Below are 20,680 nucleotides of genomic sequence, written 5' to 3'. Positions count from 1 at the left end.
GGGAGTACACAGATGCAAGACCTCGAACTGAGCGAAGAACAGATCATGATCCGCGACATGGCCCGGGACTTTGCCCGTGGCGAAATCGCACCCCATGCCCAAGCCTGGGAAAAGGCCGGCTGGATCGATGATGGCGTCGTGCGCAAGATGGGCGAACTGGGCCTGTTGGGCATGGTGGTGCCAGAGGACTTCGGCGGCAGCTACACCGACTATGTCGCCTATGCCCTGGCCGTGGAAGAGATCGCCGCCGGCTGCGGCGCCACCGGGGCGATGATGAGCATCCACAACTCGGTAGGTTGCGGCCCGCTGCTGGCCTACGGTACTGCCGAACAGCAACAGCAGTGGCTGCCACGCCTGGCCAGCGGCGAGGTGATTGGCTGCTTCTGCCTGACCGAGCCACAGGCCGGTTCCGAGGCCCACAACCTGCGCACCCGCGCCGAGCTGGTGGATGGCCAGTGGGTCATCAACGGTGCCAAGCAGTTCGTCAGCAATGCCCGCCGCGCCGGCCTGGCGATCGTCTTCGCAGTGACCGACCCGGAGCTGGGCAAGAAAGGCCTGTCGGCGTTCCTGGTACCCACCGACAACCCTGGGTTCAAGGTTGACCGCAGCGAGCACAAAATGGGCATCCGCGCCTCTGATACCTGCGCAGTAACCTTCGACAACTGCCGCATTCCTGCCGCCAATATCCTCGGTGAGCGTGGCAAGGGCCTGGCCATTGCCCTGTCCAACCTCGAAGGCGGCCGTATCGGCATTGCCGCCCAGGCCTTGGGCATCGCCCGCGCCGCATTCGAAGCTGCGTTGGTCTACTCACGTGACCGCATACAGTTTGGCAAGCCGATCAACGAACACCAGAGCATCGCCAACCTGCTGGCCGACATGCAGGTGCAGGTGAACGCCGCACGTTTGCTGATCCTGCATGCCGCCCGCCTGCGCAGCGCCGGCAAGCCGTGCCTGTCGGAAGCGTCACAGGCCAAGCTGTTCGCGTCGGAAATGGCCGAGCGGGTGTGCTCGATGGCAATCCAGGTGCATGGTGGGTACGGCTATCTGGAAGATTACCCGGTGGAGCGCTATTACCGCGATGCGCGGATTACCCAGATCTATGAAGGGTCGAGCGAGATCCAGCGCATGCTGATTGCACGGGAATTGAAGCACTATCCGCTGTAACGCAAAGGCAACGCGGTTTTTGGGGGAGCGGGCGACGCTGCGGATGGCACCGGCTTTGCCGGTGTTCGCGGGCGCACCCGCCCCCACAAAAGCCCGCCAAGCGCACCTGACAATGCCCCCCTGCATAAAACCATTTGCCCCTGCGCAAACCTGCGTCCGCCAAGCCCTTCTTGTACACTCCTCGCATTAGCCCCCACCTGCACATTTTTTGGTGAACGCATGATCGAGGTAACCGAGGTTTCCATTGCCGAGCTGCGCGATGCGCTCGAGTCGGGCCGCACGACAGCGGTCGAGCTGGTCAAGGCCTACCTGGCGCGCATCGACGCCTACGATGGCGCCGACACGGCCACGGCCCTTAACGCTGTCGTGGTACGCAACCCGGAGGCGCTGAAAGAAGCCGAGGCCTCCGACGCCCGCCGCGCCAAGGGCCAAGTACTTAGCCCGCTGGACGGCATCCCCTACACGGCCAAGGACAGCTACCTGGTCAAAGGCTTGACTGCCGCCTCCGGCAGCCCTGCCTTCAAGGACCTGGTCGCCCAGCGCGACGCCTTCACCATCGAGCGCCTGCGCGCCGCCGGTGCCGTGTGCCTGGGCAAGACCAACATGCCGCCCATGGCTAACGGTGGCATGCAGCGCGGCGTCTATGGCCGCGCCGAAAGCCCGTACAACGCCAACTACCTGACCGCGCCCTTCGCTTCGGGCTCGTCCAACGGTGCCGGTACCGCCACCGCCGCCAGCTTCAGCGCCTTTGGCCTGGCCGAAGAAACCTGGTCCAGCGGCCGTGGCCCGGCCTCCAACAACGGCCTGTGCGCCTATACCCCGTCGCGCGGGGTGATTTCGGTGCGTGGCAACTGGCCGCTGACGCCGACCATGGACGTGGTGGTGCCCTATGCCCGCACCATGGCCGACCTGCTGGAAATCCTCGACGTGGTGGTAGCCGATGACGCCGACAAGCGCGGCGACCTGTGGCGCCTGCAGCCGTGGGTGCCGATCCCCGCTGCCTCGACAGTACGTCCGGCTTCGTACCTTGAACTGGCGGTAGATGCCAGCGCGCTCAAGGGCAAGCGCTTTGGCGTACCACGCATGTATATAAATGCCGACCCCGAAGCGGGCACCGCCGAGAAGCCAGGCATCGGTGGGCCGACCGGCCAACGCATCAACACCCGCGCCACGGTGATCGACCTGTGGCAACAAGCACGCCAAGCCCTGGAAGCGGCGGGTGCCGAAGTACTGGAAGTGGACTTCCCGCTGGTGTCCAACTGCGAAGGCGACCGCCCAGGCGCACCGACCGTGTACAACCGCGGCATCGTCAGCAAAGCATTCCTGCATGACGAACTGTGGGAACTGTCGGGCTGGGCCTTTGACGACTTCCTGCGCGCCAACGATGACCCCAAGCTTAACCGCCTGGCCGATGTCGATGGGCTGAAGATCTTCCCCCACGACCCGGGCACCCTGCCCAACCGTGAAGATGACCTGGCTGCCGGCATGGACGAGTACGTCAACATGGCCAAACGTGGCCTGAAGACCTGGGACCAGATCGAGACCCTGCCCGACGGCCTGCGCGGGCTGGAGCAGACCCGCAAGCTGGACCTGGAAGACTGGATGGACAAGCTGGGCCTGGACGCGGTGCTGTTCCCCACTGTAGCCGACGTTGGCCCGGCCGATGCCGATGTCAACCCGGTATCGGCGGATATCGCCTGGAGCAACGGTATCTGGGTAGCCAACGGCAACCTGGCAATCCGCCACCTGGGCGTGCCGACCGTGACCGTGCCGATGGGTGTGATGGCCGATATCGGTATGCCGGTGGGGCTGACCTTTGCCGGGAAGGCCTATAGCGACAACGCACTGCTGAGTTTTGCTGCCGCCTTCGAGGCCACCGGCTCGCGCCGCATGATCCCGCCGCGCACGCCGGCGCTCGGCTGAGTCTTACAGGGCCCGCAAAAGCAGATCGCGAATCTCAACCATATGTGTAAAAATACACAAACAGTTGATTTTCGCGATCTGCCATGCCTATCACCCCCAGCGACGAACGCCAACTCACCCTCACCGTGCTCAAGGCCGCCATCCAGGCCCTGGGCAGCGTTGCCGCGCGCAACATGGAAATACTCCTGCACGACCTTGATCACCCCGAACACTCGGTGGTGGCGATCGTCAACGGTCATATTTCCGGCCGCAGCGTAGGCAGCCCGATCCTCGCCGCACCGGAGCAGGACCAGGGGTTCAAGGCACTGATGCAGGCCTCGGCCGACCAGTACGGCTGTGAGCCGGTGGTGCTGCCCGATTACCCTACTACGCTCAAAGACCGCACGCTACGCAGTGCCACGGCAATCTTCCGTGACAGCAGCGGCCACCCGTTCGCCAGCCTGTGCGTCAACACCGACGTCACCGGCCTGGATGCGGCCATGAGCTTTCTCCAGCAGTTGCAGCCGCTGGGGGCCATACCTGCGGTCAACGAACCGGCCGATATGGAGCTGCTGATGAGCGAGATCATCCAGGCTGCCCTGCAGCGCAGCGGCCAGGGGCGGATGAACAAACAGGCCAAGGTCGAGGCCGTGCGCGTCATGCAGGAGCGCGGCCTGTTCATCGTCAAGGGCGGCGTCGAGAAGGCTGCCAGCGCCCTCGGTGTGACGCGCTACACCATTTACAACTACCTCGAGCAACTACGCGGAGCCAGCCAATGACCTTGCACATTCATACCCCTCTGATCGAGTCGCGCCCGCTGTCGTTGTCGGCCGGTCGTACTATCTGGCTCAAGCTCGACGCCCTGCAACCCTGCGGTTCATTCAAACTGCGCGGTGTAGGCTACGCCTGCGAGGTACATCAGGCGCGCGGCGCCCGGCATTTTGTGTCCTCGTCAGGTGGCAATGCCGGTTTGGCAGTCGCCTACGCCGGACGCAAGCTGGGGCTGCCGGTGACCGTGGTAGTACCCGAAACCACCACCGAACGGGCCAAGGAACTGCTGCACCTGGAAGGCGCCAAGGTGGTGGTGCACGGCAGTTCCTGGCAAGAGGCCAATGCCCTGGCACAGACGCTGGTAGGCCCGAACGATGCCTTCATCCACCCGTTCGACGACCCACTGCTGTGGGCCGGGCATGCCAGCCTGGTGGATGAAGTGGCCGCGGCTGGCCTGAAGCCGGACGCGGTGGTGTTGTCAGTCGGCGGGGGTGGCTTGCTCAGTGGCGTGGTAGAAGGGCTCAAGCGCAATGGCTGGGGCGATGTGCCGGTGCTGGCGGTAGAAACCGAGGGCGCGGCGTCGCTGCATGCGGCCATGCAGGCCGGGCATTCGGTGGAGCTGGAGCGCATCGCCTCGGTGGCGACGTCGCTGGGGGCCAAGCGTGTGGCTGATCAGGCGCTGATGTGCGTGCAGCAGCATCCGGTGCACAGCCATCTGGTAAGCGATCGCGCAGCGCTGGAGGCCTGTGAGCGATTCCTGCTGGACCACCGTGTGCTGGTCGAGCCCGCATGCGGCGCGGCGTTGGCAGTGGCCTACGATGCCAAGGCACTGGGCGCCTTGCGCAATGTCCTGGTGGTGGTCTGTGGCGGTGCTACCGCAACACTGGAGCAGATCCAGGCGTGGCTGCAGCAGGCAGACTGAGGCTGCCATCTGTCGGGGGTGATTACGACAGTCACATGCACCTGATCTACTAGGCTCGCCGCAACCGAAAAAGCCCTCGCAATGGCGTCAACCCTGACGAAATGCGCATCCCGCCCTTTCGGTCTGCGGCAAGTGAAGGCACAATGCGTGTCCTTTTTTTGGCCGGCCTGGCCGGGGGCCTTAAATGATCAAGACGCCGTATTACCTCATCGATAAAACCAAGCTGCTCAGCAACATGGAGAAGATCGCCTACGTGCGTGAACACTCCGGTGCCAAAGCGCTGCTCGCCCTCAAGTGCTTCGCCACCTGGTCGGTGTTCGACCTGATGCAGCAGTACATGGACGGTACCACCTCGTCCTCCCTGTTCGAGCTCAAGCTCGGCCGCCAGAAGTTCGCCGGCGAAACCCATGCCTATAGCGTGGCCTGGGCCGACGACGAGGTCGAGGAGATGCTTGAGAACTGCGACAAGATCATCTTCAACTCGATCGGCCAGCTGCAGCGCTTTGCCGAACAGTCCGAAGGCAAGGTGCGTGGTCTGCGCGTCAACCCGCAGGTCAGCAGCTCGGACTACCTGCTGGCCGACCCGGCCCGCCCGTTCAGCCGCCTGGGCGAATGGGATCCGGCCAAGATCGAGCAGGTGATCGAACACATCTCCGGCTTCATGTTCCACAACAACTGCGAGAACGGTGACTTCGGCCTATTCGACAAGATGCTCACGCACATCGAAGAGCGTTTTGGCCACCTGCTGCACAAGGTCGAGTGGGTCAGCCTTGGTGGCGGCATTCACTTCACCGGTGAAGACTATGCAGTAGACGCCTTCTGCGCGCGCCTGAAGGCATTTTCGGAAAAATACGGCGTGCAGGTTTACCTGGAGCCGGGCGAAGCCGCCATCACCAACAGCGCTTCGCTGGAAGTGACCGTGCTCGATACCCTGTACAACGGCAAGCACCTGGCCGTGGTCGACAGCTCGATCGAAGCGCACCTGCTCGACCTGCTGATCTACCGCCTCAACGCCAAGATGGCCCCCAATGACGGCGAGCATACCTACATGGTCTGCGGCAAGTCATGCCTGGCCGGTGACATCTTCGGCGAGTACCAATTCGACCGTCCGCTGGCCATTGGCGATCGCCTGTCGTTCATCGACACGGCGGGTTACACCATGGTCAAGAAAAACTGGTTCAACGGGCTGAAGATGCCTTCCATCGTGGTCAAGCAGCTCGACGGCAGCGTCGAAGTCGTCCGCGAGTTCGGTTTCGAAGACTACGTTTCCAGCCTGTCGTAAGACCGGCTTTCAAGTAAGGAGCAAAAGGTAAATTGAAGAAGAACGTTCTTATCATTGGTGCAGGAGGTGTCGCCAAGGTGGTGGCCCACAAGTGCGCGCAGCATAACGACGAACTCGGTCGTATCGCCATCGCGTCACGGAACATCTCCAAATGCCAGGCCATCATCGACAGCGTCAAGGCCAAGGGTAGCCTCAAGGTGCCCGCCGACATCCAGGCCTTCTCGCTCAATGCCCTCGATGTCGAGGCAACCAAGGCGCTGATCCGCGAAACCGAATCGCAGATCGTCATCAATGTGGGTTCCGCCTTCCTCAACATGTCGGTGCTGCGTGCCTGCATCGACACGGGTGTCGCCTATCTGGACACCGCCATCCACGAAGAGCCGGGCAAGATCTGCGAGACCCCGCCGTGGTACGGCAACTACGAGTGGAAACACCTCGAAGAGTGCCAGGCAAAGAACATTACCGCCATTCTCGGCGTCGGTTTCGACCCGGGTGTGGTGAACAGCTACGCCAAGCTGGCGCAGCAGCAGTATTTCGACAGCATTGATTCGATCGATATTCTCGACGTCAATGCCGGTTCACATGGCAAGTACTTTGCCACCAACTTCGACCCGGAAATCAACTTCCGCGAGTTCACCGGGCAAGTATGGAGCTGGCAGAACAGCCAGTGGACCAGCAACACCATGTTCGAGGTCAAGCGTACCGACGACCTGCCAGTGGTAGGCTCGCAAAACCTGTACCTGACCGGGCACGATGAAGTTCACTCGATTTCGAAGAACCTCAACGTCCCGAACGTGCGCTTCTGGATGAGCTTCGGCGAGCACTACATCAACGTGTTCACTGTCCTGAAAAACCTGGGCCTGCTCAGCGAGCAACCGGTGAAAACCGCCGAAGGTCTGGAAGTAGTGCCGCTGAAAGTGGTCAAGGCTGTATTGCCAGACCCGGCCTCGCTGGCCCCTGGCTACACCGGCAAGACCTGCATCGGCGACCTGGTCAAAGGCACCAAGGATGGCCAGCCGCGCGAAGTGTTCATCTACAACGTGGCCGACCACGAAGAAGCCTACGCCGAGACCGACAGCCAGGGCATTTCCTACACCGCCGGTGTACCGCCAGTGGCTGCCGCCCTGCTGGTCGCCCGTGGAGAGTGGGATGCCAAGCGCATGGTCAACGTCGAGGAACTGCCAGCCGAGCCGTTCCTCAAGGCGCTGGACGTGATGGGCCTGCCGACCCGCGTCAAAGATGAAAAAGGCGATCGTCCTTGGGACGCTGAAGCCTAAGCGACAAACAGAAGGGGCGCCACATGGCGCCCCTTCTGCTTTCCAGGTCCAGCCCCTGGCGGGCGAACCCGCGAAGCGGCCAGTGCAGGATAACCCTCTACTTGCGGGCCTCCAGAATCAGGTTGAACGGCGTCTGCGTCGCCCGCCGGAACCTGCTGAACCCCGCCTCCTCGAACACTGCCCGCAGTCGCGCCTCTCCGGCTTGGGCGCCCAGTCCCAGGCCCACCTCCTGCGACAACGAATTGGGCGTGCAGATAAACGTCGACGCCGCATAGAACAACCGCCCGACCGGCGTCAGGTTACCCTCCAGCGAGTCCTCGGCATACGGCTCCACCAGCATGACCGAGCCATCAGCTTTCAAAGCACGGTAGGCATGCCTGGCTGCCCCGACCGGGTCACCCATGTCGTGCAGGCAATCGAAGAAGCACACCAGGTCATGGTCATGCCCCGGGTACTCCTTGGCGCTGGCCTGCTGGAAGCTCACCCGCCCCTCCAAACCCGCTTCACGTGCACGCTCGTTGGCGGTGACGATCGAAGGCTGATGATAGTCATACCCCACAAAGGTCGAGGCCGGAAACGCCTGCGCCATCACCAGCGTCGAGGCACCATGACCGCACCCCACATCCGCCACCTTGGCCCCCGCCTGCAACTTGGCCACCACCCCCTCCAGCGCCGGCAGCCAATCAGCCACCAGAAAAGTACGATACCCCGGCCGGAAAAACCGCTCGGTACCGCTGAACATGCACGGGTGGTGATCGCCCCAGGCCAACCCGCCATCGCCGCGCATGGCGGCTACCAGCTTGTCCTTGTCATGGAACAGCGCCGCCACCACTGCCGCGCCGCCGGCCATGTACGCCGGAGAGTCCTCAAGTGCCAGGGCCATGGCCTGTTCTTCAGGCAGCACAAAACGACCCTTGTCATGGACCATGTAGCCTGATGCCGCCTGGGCATTCAACCATTCGCTCACCAACCGCGGGTGGCAGCCGGTCTTTTCCGCCAATTGCTCAGGGGTGACCGCCTGGCTGTCGGCCATGGCCCGGTACAGCCCCAGTTCATCGCCGAGGATGACATTGGCCAGCGTCGCCGCTGCGCCCATGTCGCCCACCAGCTTGCCCATGAAATCGTGAAGCCTTGCCTCGTCCATGACCAGCCCTCCTCTACAAGAAGGCCATCGCCAACGAGGGACATCCGCTCCGGGAAGGCGGTGGTCGGTTCAAGGGTTTTCGTTCGCGGTACAACACGCTACCGCGAGCTGCCGGTAAGTTTAGCTGCTCTGCCTGGGCGACGTGGGATAACGTCCATTTGGCCCACGAGCACATCCTTCAGGTCACAATTCCTAAACAACGATGTGACATTTTTTTTCAGCTTTCCTATCAAGGAGCTGTGAAATGAAGGTCACGGTTTACGGAACCGGTTATGTCGGCCTGACCCAGGCGGTGTGCCTGGCCCAGGTGGGCCATTCGGTGTTGTGCATGGATGTCGATGCCGATCGCGTGGCCAGCCTGAGCGAAGGCCATTGCCCGATCTTCGAGCCCGGCCTTGCGCCGCTGCTGGAGAAGAACCTCGCCTGCGGTCGGCTGCGCTTCACCACGGATGCCGCAATGGCTGCCAACTATGCCCGGCTGCAGTTCATTGCCGTCGGTACTCCGCCGCAAGCCGACGGCAGCGCCGACCTGACGCACGTTTTCGCCGTGGTCGACAGCATCCTCGAACATGCTGACGGGCCCAAAGTCATCGTCAACAAATCCACCGTGCCGGTGGGTACGGTACACCGTATCCAGGCACGCATCGCCCAGGCCGTGGCCGATACCCGCCGCTTCCAGGTGATCAGCAACCCGGAGTTTCTCAAGGAAGGCTCTGCGGTGGAGGACTGCATGCGCCCCCAGCGCATCATCATCGGCGGCGCAGAAGCAGCCGAGGTGGAGTTGCTACGCGAGCTTTACCTGCCGTTCAACCGCAACCGCGAAAAGTTTATGGTCATGGACGCGCGCAGTGCCGAGCTGACCAAGTACGCAGCCAATTGCATGCTGGCAACCAAGATTTCCTTCATCAACGAAATCGCCAACCTGGCCGAGCACCTGGGGGCCGACATCGAAATGGTGCGCCGTGGCATCGGCTCGGACCCGCGCATCGGTTACGACTTCATCTACGCCGGCTGCGGTTTTGGCGGCTCGTGCTTCCCCAAGGACTTGCAAGCCCTGCGCCACAGTGCCGAGGCAGAAGGCTTCGAGACGCAGTTGCTGCGCGCAGTCGAGTCGGTCAACGAGCAGCAGAAGGGCCGGCTGTTCAGCAAGATCCAGCGCCACTACCCCGGCGGCCTGCGGGGCAAGGTGTTTGCCCTGTGGGGGTTGTCGTTCAAGCCCAATACCAATGATATCCGCGAAGCCTCCAGCCGGGTCCTGCTGGAAGCGTTGTGGGCTGCGGGCGCGCGGGTGCAGGCTCACGACCCACAGGCCATGGAAGAAATCCGGCGCCACTACGGCCCGCGTGCCGACTTGCAACTGGTGCCCTGCAAGGACGATGCGTTGCGGGGCGCCGATGCCCTGGTGATCGTCACCGAATGGCAGGACTACCGTGTGCTCAACCTGGACGAGGTGCCGCAGCAGTTGGCCGACCGGGTGGTGTTCGATGGCCGCAACCTGTACGAACCCGAGCACATGGCCTCGGCAGGGCTGACCTACTATGGCATCGGACGTGGCAAGATGGCGCCCGCTTGACGGCGATGATTGCCGGCTGGCCACGCCCGGGCTGCCAGCCGGTTTTATCGACTCAGGGCGCAGCGTTACTGACGGGAGGTTCAAGCTGCAACACCTCGTTGGTGTATGCCCACTCCTTCTGTAACTGATCCGGGTGGTCGTTCAGGCGAATGCCATAGGACGGGATGATCTGTTTGATCCTGGCCTGCCACTCGGGCGAGGCCACCTTGTCCTTGAACACCTTGTTCAACACATCGAGCATGATAGGCGCAGCGGTCGACGCACCGGGTGAGGCCCCAAGCAAGCCGGCGATACTGCCGTCCCTGGACGTCACCACCTCGGTACCAAGCTTGAGCACGCCACCCAACGCTTCGTCTTTCTTGATGATTTGCACCCGCTGGCCCGCCTGCCACAGCCGCCAGTCTTCTTTCTTCGCCCCGGGGAAGTAGGTGCGCAGTGCTTCGAAGCGATCATTGTCCGATTGCAGCACCTGTCCGATCAGGTACTGCACCAGGTCGAACTCGCGTACCCCTACCCGCACCATCGGCCAGGCATTGTGCACGCTGGTACTGGCGAGCAGGTCAAGCAATGAGCCCTGTTTGAGGAACTTGGTCGAGAACGTGGCGAACGGCCCAAACAGGATCATGCGCTTGCCATCAAGTACCCGGGTGTCCAGGTGCGGCACCGACATGGGCGGCGCACCGGTTGCGGCAATCCCATAGGCCTTGGCCATGTGGCGCTGGGCGATAGCCGGGTTGTCAGTGACCAGGAAGGAGCCGCCGACCGGGAAGCCGCCATAGTCCTTGGCCTCGTCGATACCCGACTTCTGCAGCAGCGGCAGTGCCGCCCCGCCAGCGCCGACGAACAGGAACCGGGCATCGGTGGCTGCCTTGCTGCCATTCTTCAGATTCTTGTACTCGACGTGCCAGGAACCGTCGTCGTTACGGGTGATGTCCCGCACTTCGCTCGACAGCTTGAGATCGAAGTTCGGCCGCGTCTGCAGGTAACTCACGTACTGCCGGGTGATTTCGCCAAAATTGACGTCGGTGCCGATCGGCGTCCAGGTCACGGCCAGCTTCTGATTGGGGTCACGCCCTTCCATCATCAGGGGTACCCACTTGCGGATCTGCTCGTGGTCTTCGGAATACTGCATAGGTTTGAACAAGGGGCTGGCCTGCAGCGCCTCGTAGCGCTTCTTCAGGAAGCGGATGTTGTCATCGCCCCAGACAAAGCTCATGTGCGGGGTGGTATTGATGAACGAATGCGGGTTTTTCAGCACGCCCTGTTTCACTTGCCAGGCAAGGAACTGCCGGGTCACCTGGAAGGATTCGTTGATTTCCACTGCTTTGCTGATGTCGATCTTGCCGTCTTTTTCCGGCGTGTAGTTCAGTTCAGCCAGGGCCGAGTGGCCGGTACCCGCATTGTTCCAGCCGTTGGAGCTTTCTTCGGCCACCTTGTCCAGGCGCTCGACCATTTCCATCGACCAGCCAGGCTCCAGCTCGTTGAGCCACACAGCCAAGGTGGAACTCATGATGCCGCCGCCCACCAGCAGCACATCGACCTTTCTGGTTTCCGCAGCCTGGGCGTTGAGCATAGCCATTGCCAAGGCCAGCCCGGCCAGCGCCAGTGTCGGCTTGATGGTGATCTTCATAACCTCTCCCGTGCCTCGTTGCTATCCATGAGCTCAGCCACAAGCTTAGCTGACGGATCTGGTCGGGTATGACCGGCGCACAATCACTTGCAATCCATCAAATCTCAAAATACTGTATGAATATTCAGTATAGCGAGACAGCGCCATGCAACTCATCGCCAAACTCGGCATCCTGGCCGACGCCGCCAAGTACGACGCTTCCTGCGCCAGCAGCGGCGCGCCCAAGCGTAACTCGCGCGGCGCTGACGGCCTGGGAGCTACCAATGGCATGGGTATCTGTCATAGCTATACACCCGACGGCCGCTGCGTATCACTGCTCAAGGTGCTGCTGACCAACTTCTGCCTGTATGACTGCCAGTACTGCGTCAACCGCCGCTCCAGCAACGTGCCTCGCGCGCGCTTCAGCCCCGAGGAGGTGGTACGCCTGACCCTGGACTTCTACCGGCGCAACTGCATCAGCGGCCTGTTTCTCAGCTCTGGCATCATCCGCTCGGCGGACTACACCATGGAGCAGCTGATCCGTGTGGCCCGGCTGTTGCGTGAAGAGCACAGCTTCCGCGGCTACATCCACCTCAAGGCCATCCCCGATGCCGACCCGCTGCTGATCGAAGAGGCCGGGCGCCTGGCCGACCGCCTCAGCGTCAACATCGAACTGCCCACTGACGCCAGCCTCAAGCGCCTGGCGCCGGAAAAGCAAGGGCGCACCATTCGCCAGGCCATGGGCGTGATTCATCAGGGCCAGCAGGCCGTGGCCAACGAGCCCAGGGCGCCGCGCTTCACCCCGGCCGGGCAGAGCACCCAAGTCATCGTCGGCGCCGACAGCACCGACGACAGTACCTTGCTGCGCAATGCCGAGTCGCTGTACCAGGGTTACGGCCTCAAGCGCGTGTACTACTCCGCCTTCAGCCCGATCCCCGACAGCCCCGGCAGCGTGCCCCTCGCCGCACCGCCGCTGCTGCGCGAACACCGCCTGTATCAAGCCGACTTCCTGCTACGTGGCTATGGTTACAAAGCTGGCGAGCTGCTGGGCCACAGCGGTAACCTGGCACTGGACATCGACCCCAAGCTGGCCTGGGCACTGGCCAACCGCGAAGTCTTCCCGCTGGACGTGAACCGCGCCGAACCTGCGCTACTGGCGCGTATCCCAGGCATCGGCCTGCGCAGCGTACAGCGCCTGGTTGCTCTGCGGCGGGAGCGGCGCATCCGTTATGACGACCTGATCCAGCTGCGCTGCGTGCTGGACAAGGCACGGCCATTTATCGTTACAAGCGATTACCGCCCAGCCCAGGCAGAACTGCGCAGCGGCTTGCTGCGAGCGCGCTTGAGTGAGCCGCCAGCGCCCGTGCAGATGGGGTTATGGGGGTGATCGCACTCGACTGCGACGACCTGTTCGCCACTTGGCGCGACCAGGCCCGGGTGTTGTTGAGCCATGGCATCGACCCGTCGCACGTCACCTGGTCGCAAGGCCCGATAGCTGACCTGCTGGCCGTGCCGGCTGCGCCGCCTGAAGGGCCTGGCCCTTTCCGGGCCAAAGTCCCGGCAGCACTGCTGAGCCAGTTGGAGCAGGCCTCTCGCTACCGTGGCGAACAGCGCTGGAACCTGCTGTATGAAGTGCTGTGGCGCGTCGCCCATGGCGATCGCACGGCAATGCTGGCCGGTGACCGGCTGGGCAGCGAGCTGCAACGGCGCATCAAGCAGGTAACCCGCGAGGCACATCACTTGCACGCGTTCGTACGCTTCGTGCCATTGCCTGATGAACTGGCTGAGCACTTGCAGCTGGATCTGGTGGCCTATCACGAGCCGGCACACGACATTCTGCACAGTGCCAGTGCGCACTTCGCCGACCGCCTGGGGCGTTTGCGCTGGTTGATTGCCACACCACAGGATGGCATTCGCTTTGACGGCCAGTCGTTCGACTACCAGCGACAGTGCCCCGAACCCTGGCGCCAGTGGGCCCGCAACGCCGAAGACCCCGGTGCCGAACTCTGGCGCACCTACTACCGCCATACCTTCAACCCGGCCCGCCTCAACCCGGATGCCTTGCGCCTGCACATGCCGGGGCGATTCTGGCGGCATTTGCCGGAAGGCATGCTGATACCGCAATTGGAAGGCCTGGCGCGCCAAGGCAAACAGCGGGACGGCCAAGCCCTCGAGGTGGCCGCCCAAACCGGCAAGACAATCAGCAAGCCTGCGCGCTCGGTGTAGCCGCGCAGCCCGTTGCGGCCCCTTCGAAACACAAGGCCCCCCGCTGCTACAGCGAAAACATCAAGCTCAACTGAAGAGCCTGGCCAGGCAGGCCAGCTTCTTCTTGTACGAACGCCGCGCCTCCAGTGCCTGCTCCAGGCTCACCGGCAGGAACCGCGCCTGCTGATTGGGTTGCATCTGCCCGATCAGGTCGAGGTCGGCACTGATCACCGTGCCGATCATGGCGTAGCCGCCACCCGACACGGCATCGCGGTGCAGGATGATCGGTTCCAACCCTGCCGGCACCTGGATCGAGCCGATCGGGTAGCAGCTGTCGACGATATTCGACGGGTCCGACCCCGCACCAAACGGCTGCTCGCGCGGCTGGAAACTCAAGGGGCTGCCGCCTTTGTAGCGATAACCGATACGGTCCGCTTCGGAGCCAACCGTCCAGGCGTCGGTGAAGAAACTTTGCGCTGCAGCTTGCGTCAGGCGGTGAAAGTACAGCCCAGGCACCACCCGCAACACCACCTCGCCCCCCAAGGCCTGACGCAGGGCCATGGGCAGGCTTGCACCGGCACGGGTCCTGCCGCTGGGCACGCCGACCGGCAGCAGGTCGCCCGCCATCAGTTTGCGCCCATGAAAGCCTCCCAGGCCGCCCAGCGCGTAGGTGGACCGGCTACCCAGTACCTCGGGCACATCGATGCCTCCGGCCACTGCCAGGTAGGCCCGGGCGCCCGCTGTGGGAAAGCCGAAACGCAACACTTGCCCGGCACGCACGGCAAACGCCGTGTCCGGGCGCTGCTCGCGGCCATCGAGCAACGCTGGCATCTGCGCACCACACAAAGCGACCAGCGCGTCCTGCTGGAACTCCAGCTCCGGCCCCACCAGCGCACACTCCAGGCCCGCAGCGCCGGCCGGGTTGCCCACCAGGTGGTTGGCTGCGCTTAGGGCGTACTGGTCGAGTGCGCCGGACGGGGGAATGCCCAGGTGGTAGTAACCTTCGCGGCCCAGGTCCTGTACAGAAGTGGCCAGGCCCGGTTTGAGTACCTTGATCATGCCAGCACCTCCTGCAACGATTTGGGGTAGCCGACCGGGTCGGCAAGGAAGGCGTCCAGGGAAAACTCCACCGGGCGAATGCGCAGGTCGAAGCTGCCATCCTCTACTTGCGCCACCGCCTGGTCGTAAGTGCGGCGGTCGATAGGCTTGAACTGCACGATGTCACCCGGGCGGAAGAACACCATGTGCTCTTTCAGGTAGTTCATGGTCTGCTGCGGGTCGTAGATCGGTGCCGGGGTGACGCCGAACATCTGGTAGCCCCCGGCCCCGCGCACCGAGTAGATGCAACCAAAGCAGCCGCCATGGCCCAGGGTGAGCTTGGGCGTGTCGGTACGTGGGCGCAGGTACTTGGGCACCTGCAGCTGCCGCTGGCGCTCGACCATCTGGAACATGAACGGCAGGCCGGCTACAAAGCCGACCATCGACACGAACCATGGCGCGCCACTGTGGGCGGCGATGAATGCCTCGACATCGGCCAGTCCGTTGATGCGCGCGGCGTATTCTAGGTCAGTGCTGGTCGGGTCCTGGTGGCGATCCCGAAAGCGCATCAGGGTTTCATGGGTCCAGGGGTCGTTGTACAGCACCGGGATCTCGATGATCCGCGTCTGCAACGACCGCTCGGCCACCGCCTGCGCTTCGGCGCCGCGCACGGCTTCGAGGAGTGCCTCGGGGGCGATACGGTCCGGGTCGAAGCGGACCTGGAACGACGCATTGGCCAGGCACACATCAAGCACGCCATCCAGGGCCATGCGCTCCACCGCACGGGTGACGGCCATCCCCTTGAAAAAGGCCTCCAGCGACATGCTCTCGCTGACTTCGGCAAACAGGTGCTCGTCGGCGCCGAAGCTGTAACGGATCGGGGTTGTAGCAAGCGATTCGGCCATGACAGTTCCTTTTCTTGGAATCTTTATAGAAAGGCAGGCGAAAACAAAATGCACGGGCTCCGGCTTGTCTGTTTGCCGGATGCCTGACGGGTTCAGCGCGGTGCACGCACCACAATGCCGGCCGCATCCAGCGCCTTGCGCGTGGCTTCGACCAGGTCCAGTGCGCCCGGGGTGTCGCTGTGCAGGCAAATGGAATCGAAGTCGATCGCCAGGTCCTGGCCTTCGACCGTGCGCACCACACCTTGGCGGCAAGCACGCAGCACCCGCTCGGCGACGGCTTGGGGCTCGTAGCCACGCACATTGCGGGTAAACACGATCGACCCGCTCAGGTCGTACTCGCGGTCGGCATAGAACTCGCGAATCACCGGCTGCCCCATTTCCTGGGCAATGCGGCAGATCACCGAACCCGGCATGCAGTACAGCAGCAACTCGGGTTCGATCACCCGCAGGTTCTGCACCAGCAAGCGCGCCGCTTCTTCATCACGCGCCAGGTGCATGTACAGCGCCCCATGCGGCTTGATGTGCTGCAGGCGCACGCCCTGGGCACGGGCGATTTCACGCAGTGCGCCCAGTTGATAGAGCATGTCGTCGACCAGTTCCTGCGCCGAGGCGTTGATGTGCCGGCGGCCAAAGCCGACCAGGTCGCGGAAACCCGGGTGTGCCCCCACGGCAACCCCAAGGGCCTTGGCGCGCTCGACGGTGCGGCGCATCGTACCCGGGTCGCCAGCATGGAAACCGGTGGCGATGTTGGCGCTGCTGATGTAGCCCATCAGTTCGTGATCGACGCCGTCGCCTATAGTCCACGGGCCAAAGCCCTCACCCATGTCCGAGTTGAAATCCACTGCTTGCATGACGGCATCTCCTGGTACTTGTGACTGCATGCAAGTCACGTTAGATTCTCTGCACCCCCTTGGGAAGATCTATAAACAGATGGGGCGTCTTCTGAAAATCAGATACCAAGGGAGCCTACCGTGTCACTCACCCTGCGCCAGGTCCGCTACTTCGTTGCCACCGCTGAAATCGGCCAGATCTCCCAAGCGGCGATCCACCTGAACATCTCCCAGTCGGCAGTGACCACGGCCATCAAGGAGCTGGAAGCGATGCTCGGCGTGCTGTTGTTCCAGCGCTCGGCCCAGGGCATGAGCCTGACCGAAGCCGGTCGGCACTTTTTGAACCGTGCCTACGTCATCCTGCGCAGTGTCGACGATGCGTTGAACAGCCCGCTTCCGGATGTGCGCGCCAGTGGCCTGTTGCGCCTGGCGGCAAGTTACACGGTGATCGGCTACTTCCTGCCGCACCACCTGCAGCGCCTGGAACACTGGCATCCGGACGTGACCCTGGAGCTGTACGAGCAGGAGCGCAGCGCCATCGAGCAAGGCCTGCTGGAGGGACGTTTCGACATGGCGGTGGTGCTCACCGCCAACCTCACCCACCCCGACATCGTCTCGGAAACCCTGTTCAACTCCGAGCGCCGGCTGTGGCTGCCCGGGCATCACCCATTATGCGAGCGCTCGGCCGTGAGCCTGGCCGATGTGGCCTGTGAGCCGTTCATTCTGTTGACCGTCGACGAGGCCGAGCAAAGTGCCATGCGCTACTGGGAACAGGCCGGGCAACGGCCAAGCGTAAGGGTACGGACCAGCTCGGTGGAGGCCGTGCGCAGCATGGTCGCCAATGGCAGCGGTGTGGCGATCCTGTCGGACCTGGTGCACCGGCCCTGGTCGCTGGAGGGCAAGCGTATCGAGACGGTGAGCATCAGCGACCCGGTCACACCGATGAGCGTGGGGCTGGCCTGGCACCGGGAACGGGAATTCAGCCCGGCGATGCAGGCGGTGCGCAATTACTTCCATGATGCGTTTCTGGCGCCGCAGCAGTTGTCTGCAAGGCGCTGATCCTGCCTCTGCAGGCCCGTCCTCTTCGCGGGCGCGCCCGCGAAGCAGCCAACCCCCATCTCGAGCCGAACGTTCAGGCCGCAACGCCGTCATAACCTGAGCCGGTGCCGACACGCAAAGAGGACGCGAAATGACCCAGCCCGACCCGTCATACGTCAAATGGCTCGAAGACCGCGCCATGCTCAAGGCCTCCCAGGCGCGCGCCAGCCTGTACTCAGGCCAGTCGCGCCTGTGGCAACAACCCTACGCCGAGGCCCAGCCCCGCCGCGCCACCGAAATCGCCTCGGTGTGGCTGACCGTCTACCCCGACGCCATCATCGCGCCTGAGGGTTGCTCGGTGCTCGGAGCCCTGGCCCACGAAGCGTTGTGGAAGCGCCTGTCGGAGCTCGGCGTACAGGGCCTGCACACCGGCCCGATCAAACTGTCCGGTGGCATCCGCGGCCGCGAACTCACCCCCAGCGTGGACGGCAACTTCGACCGCATCAGCTTCGACATCGACCCGCTGTACGGCAGCGAGCAGGAGCTGATCCAGATGAGCCGCATGGCCGCTGCGCACAATGCCGTGACCATCGATGACCTGATTCCCTCGCACACCGGCAAGGGCGCCGACTTCCGCCTGGCCGAGATCGCCTATGGTCCCTACCCCGGCCTGTACCACATGGTCGAGATCCGCGAGGAAGACTGGGCGCTGCTGCCCGAGGTGCCCGCCGGGCGCGATGCGGTCAATTTGCTGCCAGCTCAGTGTGACGAGCTGAAGGCGCGCCATTACATCGTTGGCCAGCTGCAACGGGTCATCTTCTTCGAGCCGGGCGTGAAGGAAACCGACTGGAGCGCCACGCCGCCGATCACAGGCGTCGATGGCAAGACCCGCCGCTGGGTGTACCTGCATTACTTCAAGGAAGGCCAGCCATCGCTGAACTGGCTGGACCCAACTTTCGCCGCCCAGCAAATGATCATTGGTGACGCGCTCCACGCCCTGGACTGCCTGGGTGCACGCGGCCTGCGCCTGGACGCCAACGGCTTTCTCGGCGTGGAAACCCGCGCCAGCGGCACCGCCTGGTCGGAAAGCCACCCGCTGTCGCTTGTCGGCAACCAGCTGATTGGTGGCATGATCCGCAAGGCCGGCGGCTTCAGCTTCCAGGAGCTGAACCTGACCCTGGATGACATTGCGCAGATGTCCAGGGGCGGTGCCGACCTGTCCTACGATTTCATTACCCGGCCGGCCTACCAGCATGCGCTGCTGACGGGCGATACCGAGTTCCTGCGCCTGATGCTCAAGGAAATGCACGCTTTCGGCATCGACCCGGCCTCGCTGATCCATGCCCTGCAAAACCATGACGAGCTGACCGTGGAGCTGGTGCACTTCTGGACACTGCACGCGCACGATATGTACCTGTACAAGGGCCAGACCCTGCCTGGCAGCATCCTGCGCGAACATATCCGCGAAGAGATCTACGAACGGCTGTCGGGGGAACATGCGCCGTACAACCTGCGTTTCGTGACCAACGGCATTGCCTGCACCACCGCCAGCCTGATCGCCGCTGCACTGGGTATCCGCGACCTCGAGCAGATTGGCGTAGCGGATATCGAGCGGATCAAGAGAGTGCACCTGTTGCTGGTCATGTACAACGCCATGCAGCCGGGGGTGGTCGCCTTGTCCGGCTGGGACCTGGTCGGTGCCCTGCCCTTGCCCGCCGAAGCAGTGGCCGAACGCATGCTCGACGGCGATACCCGCTGGATTCACCGAGGCGGCTATGACCTGGCCGGGCTTGACCCACAGGCAGAGGCGTCCGTGCGTGGCATGCCCCGTGCCCGAGCGCTGTACGGCAGCCTCGACAGCCAGTTGGACGAGGGTGATTCATTTGCCTGTAAGGTGAAGAAACTGCTCGCTGTGCGCCAGGCTTACGGTATTGCCACCAGCCGTCAGGTGCTGGTACCTGAGGTGCGCAGCCCGGGGCTGCTGGTGATGGTGCATGAGCTGCCGGCCGGGCGCGGTATCCAGATCAGTGCGCTGAACTTCGGCCAGGCCCCCATTGCCGAGGAACTGCTGTTGACCGGGTTCACACCTGGGCCGGTGGTCGACATGATCAACGAGACGGTGGAAGGCGATTTGACCGAGGATGGGCGCCTGATGGTGAACCTGGACCCCTACGAGGCGCTGTGCCTGCGGATCGTGAACAGCATCGGGCATGTCTGAATCTGGCGTGGCCGTACTGTCGGCAAGCCAGGTTCGCCCACACGCACGCTGCATACTCCATGCGGGCGCCCGGCGTGCGAACCGGCTTGCCAGCCAAGAAGCCGGTCTTGCTTTTACGGCGCTACGGGCATAGCGTTCGGGAGTTTTCTTTTCCGTGCCCAGGAGCAACTCCATGTACACCGGCATCGTCCAGGCCGTCCGCCCTCTGCTTGATGTAACCACCTACCCGGGCTACAACCAGTTCACCATCGACCTCACCCCGGAACTGCTCGACGAGCTGAAGATCGGTGCCAGCGTCAGCGTCGAAGGTACGTGCCTGTCCGTGACCGAAATCGACGGCAGCCAGGTCAGGTTCGACGCCATGACCGCTACCCTCGAACGCACCAATCTGCGCAGCTTCAAGCCTGGCCGGAGCGTGAACATCGAACGCTCAGCGAAGATGAACGCCGAAGTCGGCGGCCACCTGATGGCCGGCCACATCGCCACCACCGCCGAGATCGTCGAGCTGTCAATCAAGGAAACCGGCGCCTTCATCAAGTTCCGCATGCCGCCGCAATGGGGCAAATACGTGTTCCCGCGGGGTTTCATCGGGGTCAATGGCTGCAGCCTGACGGTCGCTGACGTGGAGGACAACGTGATCACCATCAACCTGATCCCGGAAACCCTGCGTCAGACTACCTTCGCCAGTTACCACACAGGTGAACTGCTCAACATCGAGGTCGACCACCAGACCATGGTGCTGGTCGATGTGGTGGAGCGCACCATTAAAGGTACCCTGGCCCGCGAAAACCTGCTGCCCTGA

General features: G+C 63.2%; 17 protein-coding genes. 12 read left to right on the top strand and 5 right to left on the bottom strand.

The features are described 5' to 3' along the window. The first annotated feature begins 12 nt into the window (after positions 1-12). From LVS58_RS09355 to LVS58_RS09330, 6 genes are all read left to right on the top strand, one after another. On the top strand, positions 13-1,164 hold the full coding sequence (locus LVS58_RS09355) for an acyl-CoA dehydrogenase family protein (RefSeq protein ID WP_020193591.1): 1,152 nt from the start codon (positions 13-15) through the stop codon (positions 1,162-1,164). 219 nt (positions 1,165-1,383) lie between these two features. Then, a complete protein-coding gene (locus LVS58_RS09350; protein ID WP_233690825.1) occupies positions 1,384-3,087 on the top strand; it encodes an amidase in 1,704 nt (567 codons plus the stop codon). An 83-nt stretch (positions 3,088-3,170) separates the two neighbouring features. Further along, complete coding sequence (locus LVS58_RS09345; protein ID WP_233690824.1) at positions 3,171-3,845, top strand: helix-turn-helix transcriptional regulator; 675 nt, start codon at positions 3,171-3,173, stop codon at positions 3,843-3,845. Further along, positions 3,842-4,759 carry a pyridoxal-phosphate dependent enzyme gene (locus LVS58_RS09340; protein WP_233690823.1) on the top strand — a complete coding sequence of 306 codons (918 nt, stop codon included), beginning with the start codon at positions 3,842-3,844 and terminating at the stop codon, positions 4,757-4,759. The genes LVS58_RS09345 and LVS58_RS09340 overlap by 4 nt, the downstream gene beginning before the upstream one ends. 184 nt (positions 4,760-4,943) lie before the next feature. Further along, a complete protein-coding gene (locus LVS58_RS09335; protein WP_014756455.1) occupies positions 4,944-6,041 on the top strand; it encodes a carboxynorspermidine decarboxylase in 1,098 nt (365 codons plus the stop codon). 32 nt (positions 6,042-6,073) lie between these two features. Beyond that, positions 6,074-7,318, top strand: a complete 1,245-nt coding sequence (locus LVS58_RS09330; RefSeq protein WP_003248123.1) for a saccharopine dehydrogenase family protein — start codon at positions 6,074-6,076, stop codon at positions 7,316-7,318. Positions 7,319-7,415: 97 nt separating this feature from the next. Here LVS58_RS09330 and LVS58_RS09325 read toward each other — a convergent pair whose 3' ends face one another. Beyond that, on the bottom strand, positions 7,416-8,462 hold the full coding sequence (locus tag LVS58_RS09325; protein WP_233690822.1) for a class I SAM-dependent methyltransferase: 1,047 nt from the start codon (positions 8,460-8,462) through the stop codon (positions 7,416-7,418). Between the two features lie 244 nt (positions 8,463-8,706). On the opposite strand from LVS58_RS09325, the gene LVS58_RS09320 reads away from it, so the two are divergent. After that, on the top strand, positions 8,707-10,035 hold the full coding sequence (locus tag LVS58_RS09320) for a UDP-glucose dehydrogenase family protein (protein WP_233690821.1): 1,329 nt from the start codon (positions 8,707-8,709) through the stop codon (positions 10,033-10,035). Positions 10,036-10,087: 52 nt separating this feature from the next. Here the strand turns inward: LVS58_RS09320 and mqo are convergent, their stop codons facing one another. Next, entirely contained in the window at positions 10,088-11,665 is a 1,578-nt protein-coding gene (gene mqo / locus LVS58_RS09315) for a malate dehydrogenase (quinone) (RefSeq protein WP_233690820.1), read from the bottom strand. A 145-nt stretch (positions 11,666-11,810) separates the two neighbouring features. Between mqo and LVS58_RS09310 the strand changes: the two genes are divergently transcribed. Both LVS58_RS09310 and LVS58_RS09305 read left to right on the top strand, forming a co-directional pair. Continuing rightward, entirely contained in the window at positions 11,811-13,031 is a 1,221-nt protein-coding gene (locus LVS58_RS09310; RefSeq protein WP_003248106.1) for a putative DNA modification/repair radical SAM protein, read from the top strand. Next, a complete protein-coding gene (locus LVS58_RS09305; RefSeq protein WP_233690819.1) occupies positions 13,022-13,870 on the top strand; it encodes a TIGR03915 family putative DNA repair protein in 849 nt (282 codons plus the stop codon). Before LVS58_RS09310 ends, LVS58_RS09305 begins: the two co-directional genes overlap by 10 nt. 66 nt (positions 13,871-13,936) lie before the next feature. Here the strand turns inward: LVS58_RS09305 and LVS58_RS09300 are convergent, their stop codons facing one another. The 3 genes from LVS58_RS09300 to LVS58_RS09290 all read right to left on the bottom strand — a co-directional run bounded on the left by LVS58_RS09300 (position 13,937) and on the right by LVS58_RS09290 (position 16,643). Continuing rightward, entirely contained in the window at positions 13,937-14,908 is a 972-nt protein-coding gene (locus LVS58_RS09300; protein ID WP_233690818.1) for a biotin-dependent carboxyltransferase family protein, read from the bottom strand. Next, positions 14,905-15,792 (bottom strand): 5-oxoprolinase subunit B family protein, encoded by an 888-nt coding sequence (locus LVS58_RS09295; protein WP_233690817.1) that lies wholly within the window; start codon positions 15,790-15,792, stop codon positions 14,905-14,907. Before LVS58_RS09295 ends, LVS58_RS09300 begins: the two co-directional genes overlap by 4 nt. Positions 15,793-15,884: 92 nt before the next feature. Continuing rightward, complete coding sequence (locus LVS58_RS09290; protein ID WP_233690816.1) at positions 15,885-16,643, bottom strand: 5-oxoprolinase subunit PxpA; 759 nt, start codon at positions 16,641-16,643, stop codon at positions 15,885-15,887. 120 nt (positions 16,644-16,763) lie between these two features. Between LVS58_RS09290 and LVS58_RS09285 the strand changes: the two genes are divergently transcribed. From LVS58_RS09285 to LVS58_RS09275, 3 genes are all read left to right on the top strand, one after another. Then, positions 16,764-17,681, top strand: a complete 918-nt coding sequence (locus tag LVS58_RS09285) for a LysR family transcriptional regulator (protein ID WP_233690815.1) — start codon at positions 16,764-16,766, stop codon at positions 17,679-17,681. A 130-nt stretch (positions 17,682-17,811) separates the two neighbouring features. After that, complete coding sequence (treS, locus tag LVS58_RS09280) at positions 17,812-19,878, top strand: maltose alpha-D-glucosyltransferase (protein WP_233690814.1); 2,067 nt, start codon at positions 17,812-17,814, stop codon at positions 19,876-19,878. Positions 19,879-20,050: 172 nt separating this feature from the next. Next, positions 20,051-20,680 carry a riboflavin synthase subunit alpha gene (locus tag LVS58_RS09275; protein WP_233690813.1) on the top strand — a complete coding sequence of 210 codons (630 nt, stop codon included), beginning with the start codon at positions 20,051-20,053 and terminating at the stop codon, positions 20,678-20,680.

This window comes from Pseudomonas sp. JR33AA (assembly GCF_021378985.1).
GTDB lineage: Bacteria > Pseudomonadota > Gammaproteobacteria > Pseudomonadales > Pseudomonadaceae > Aquipseudomonas > Aquipseudomonas alloputida.
This window is presented reverse-complemented; position numbering and strand designations above follow the sequence as displayed.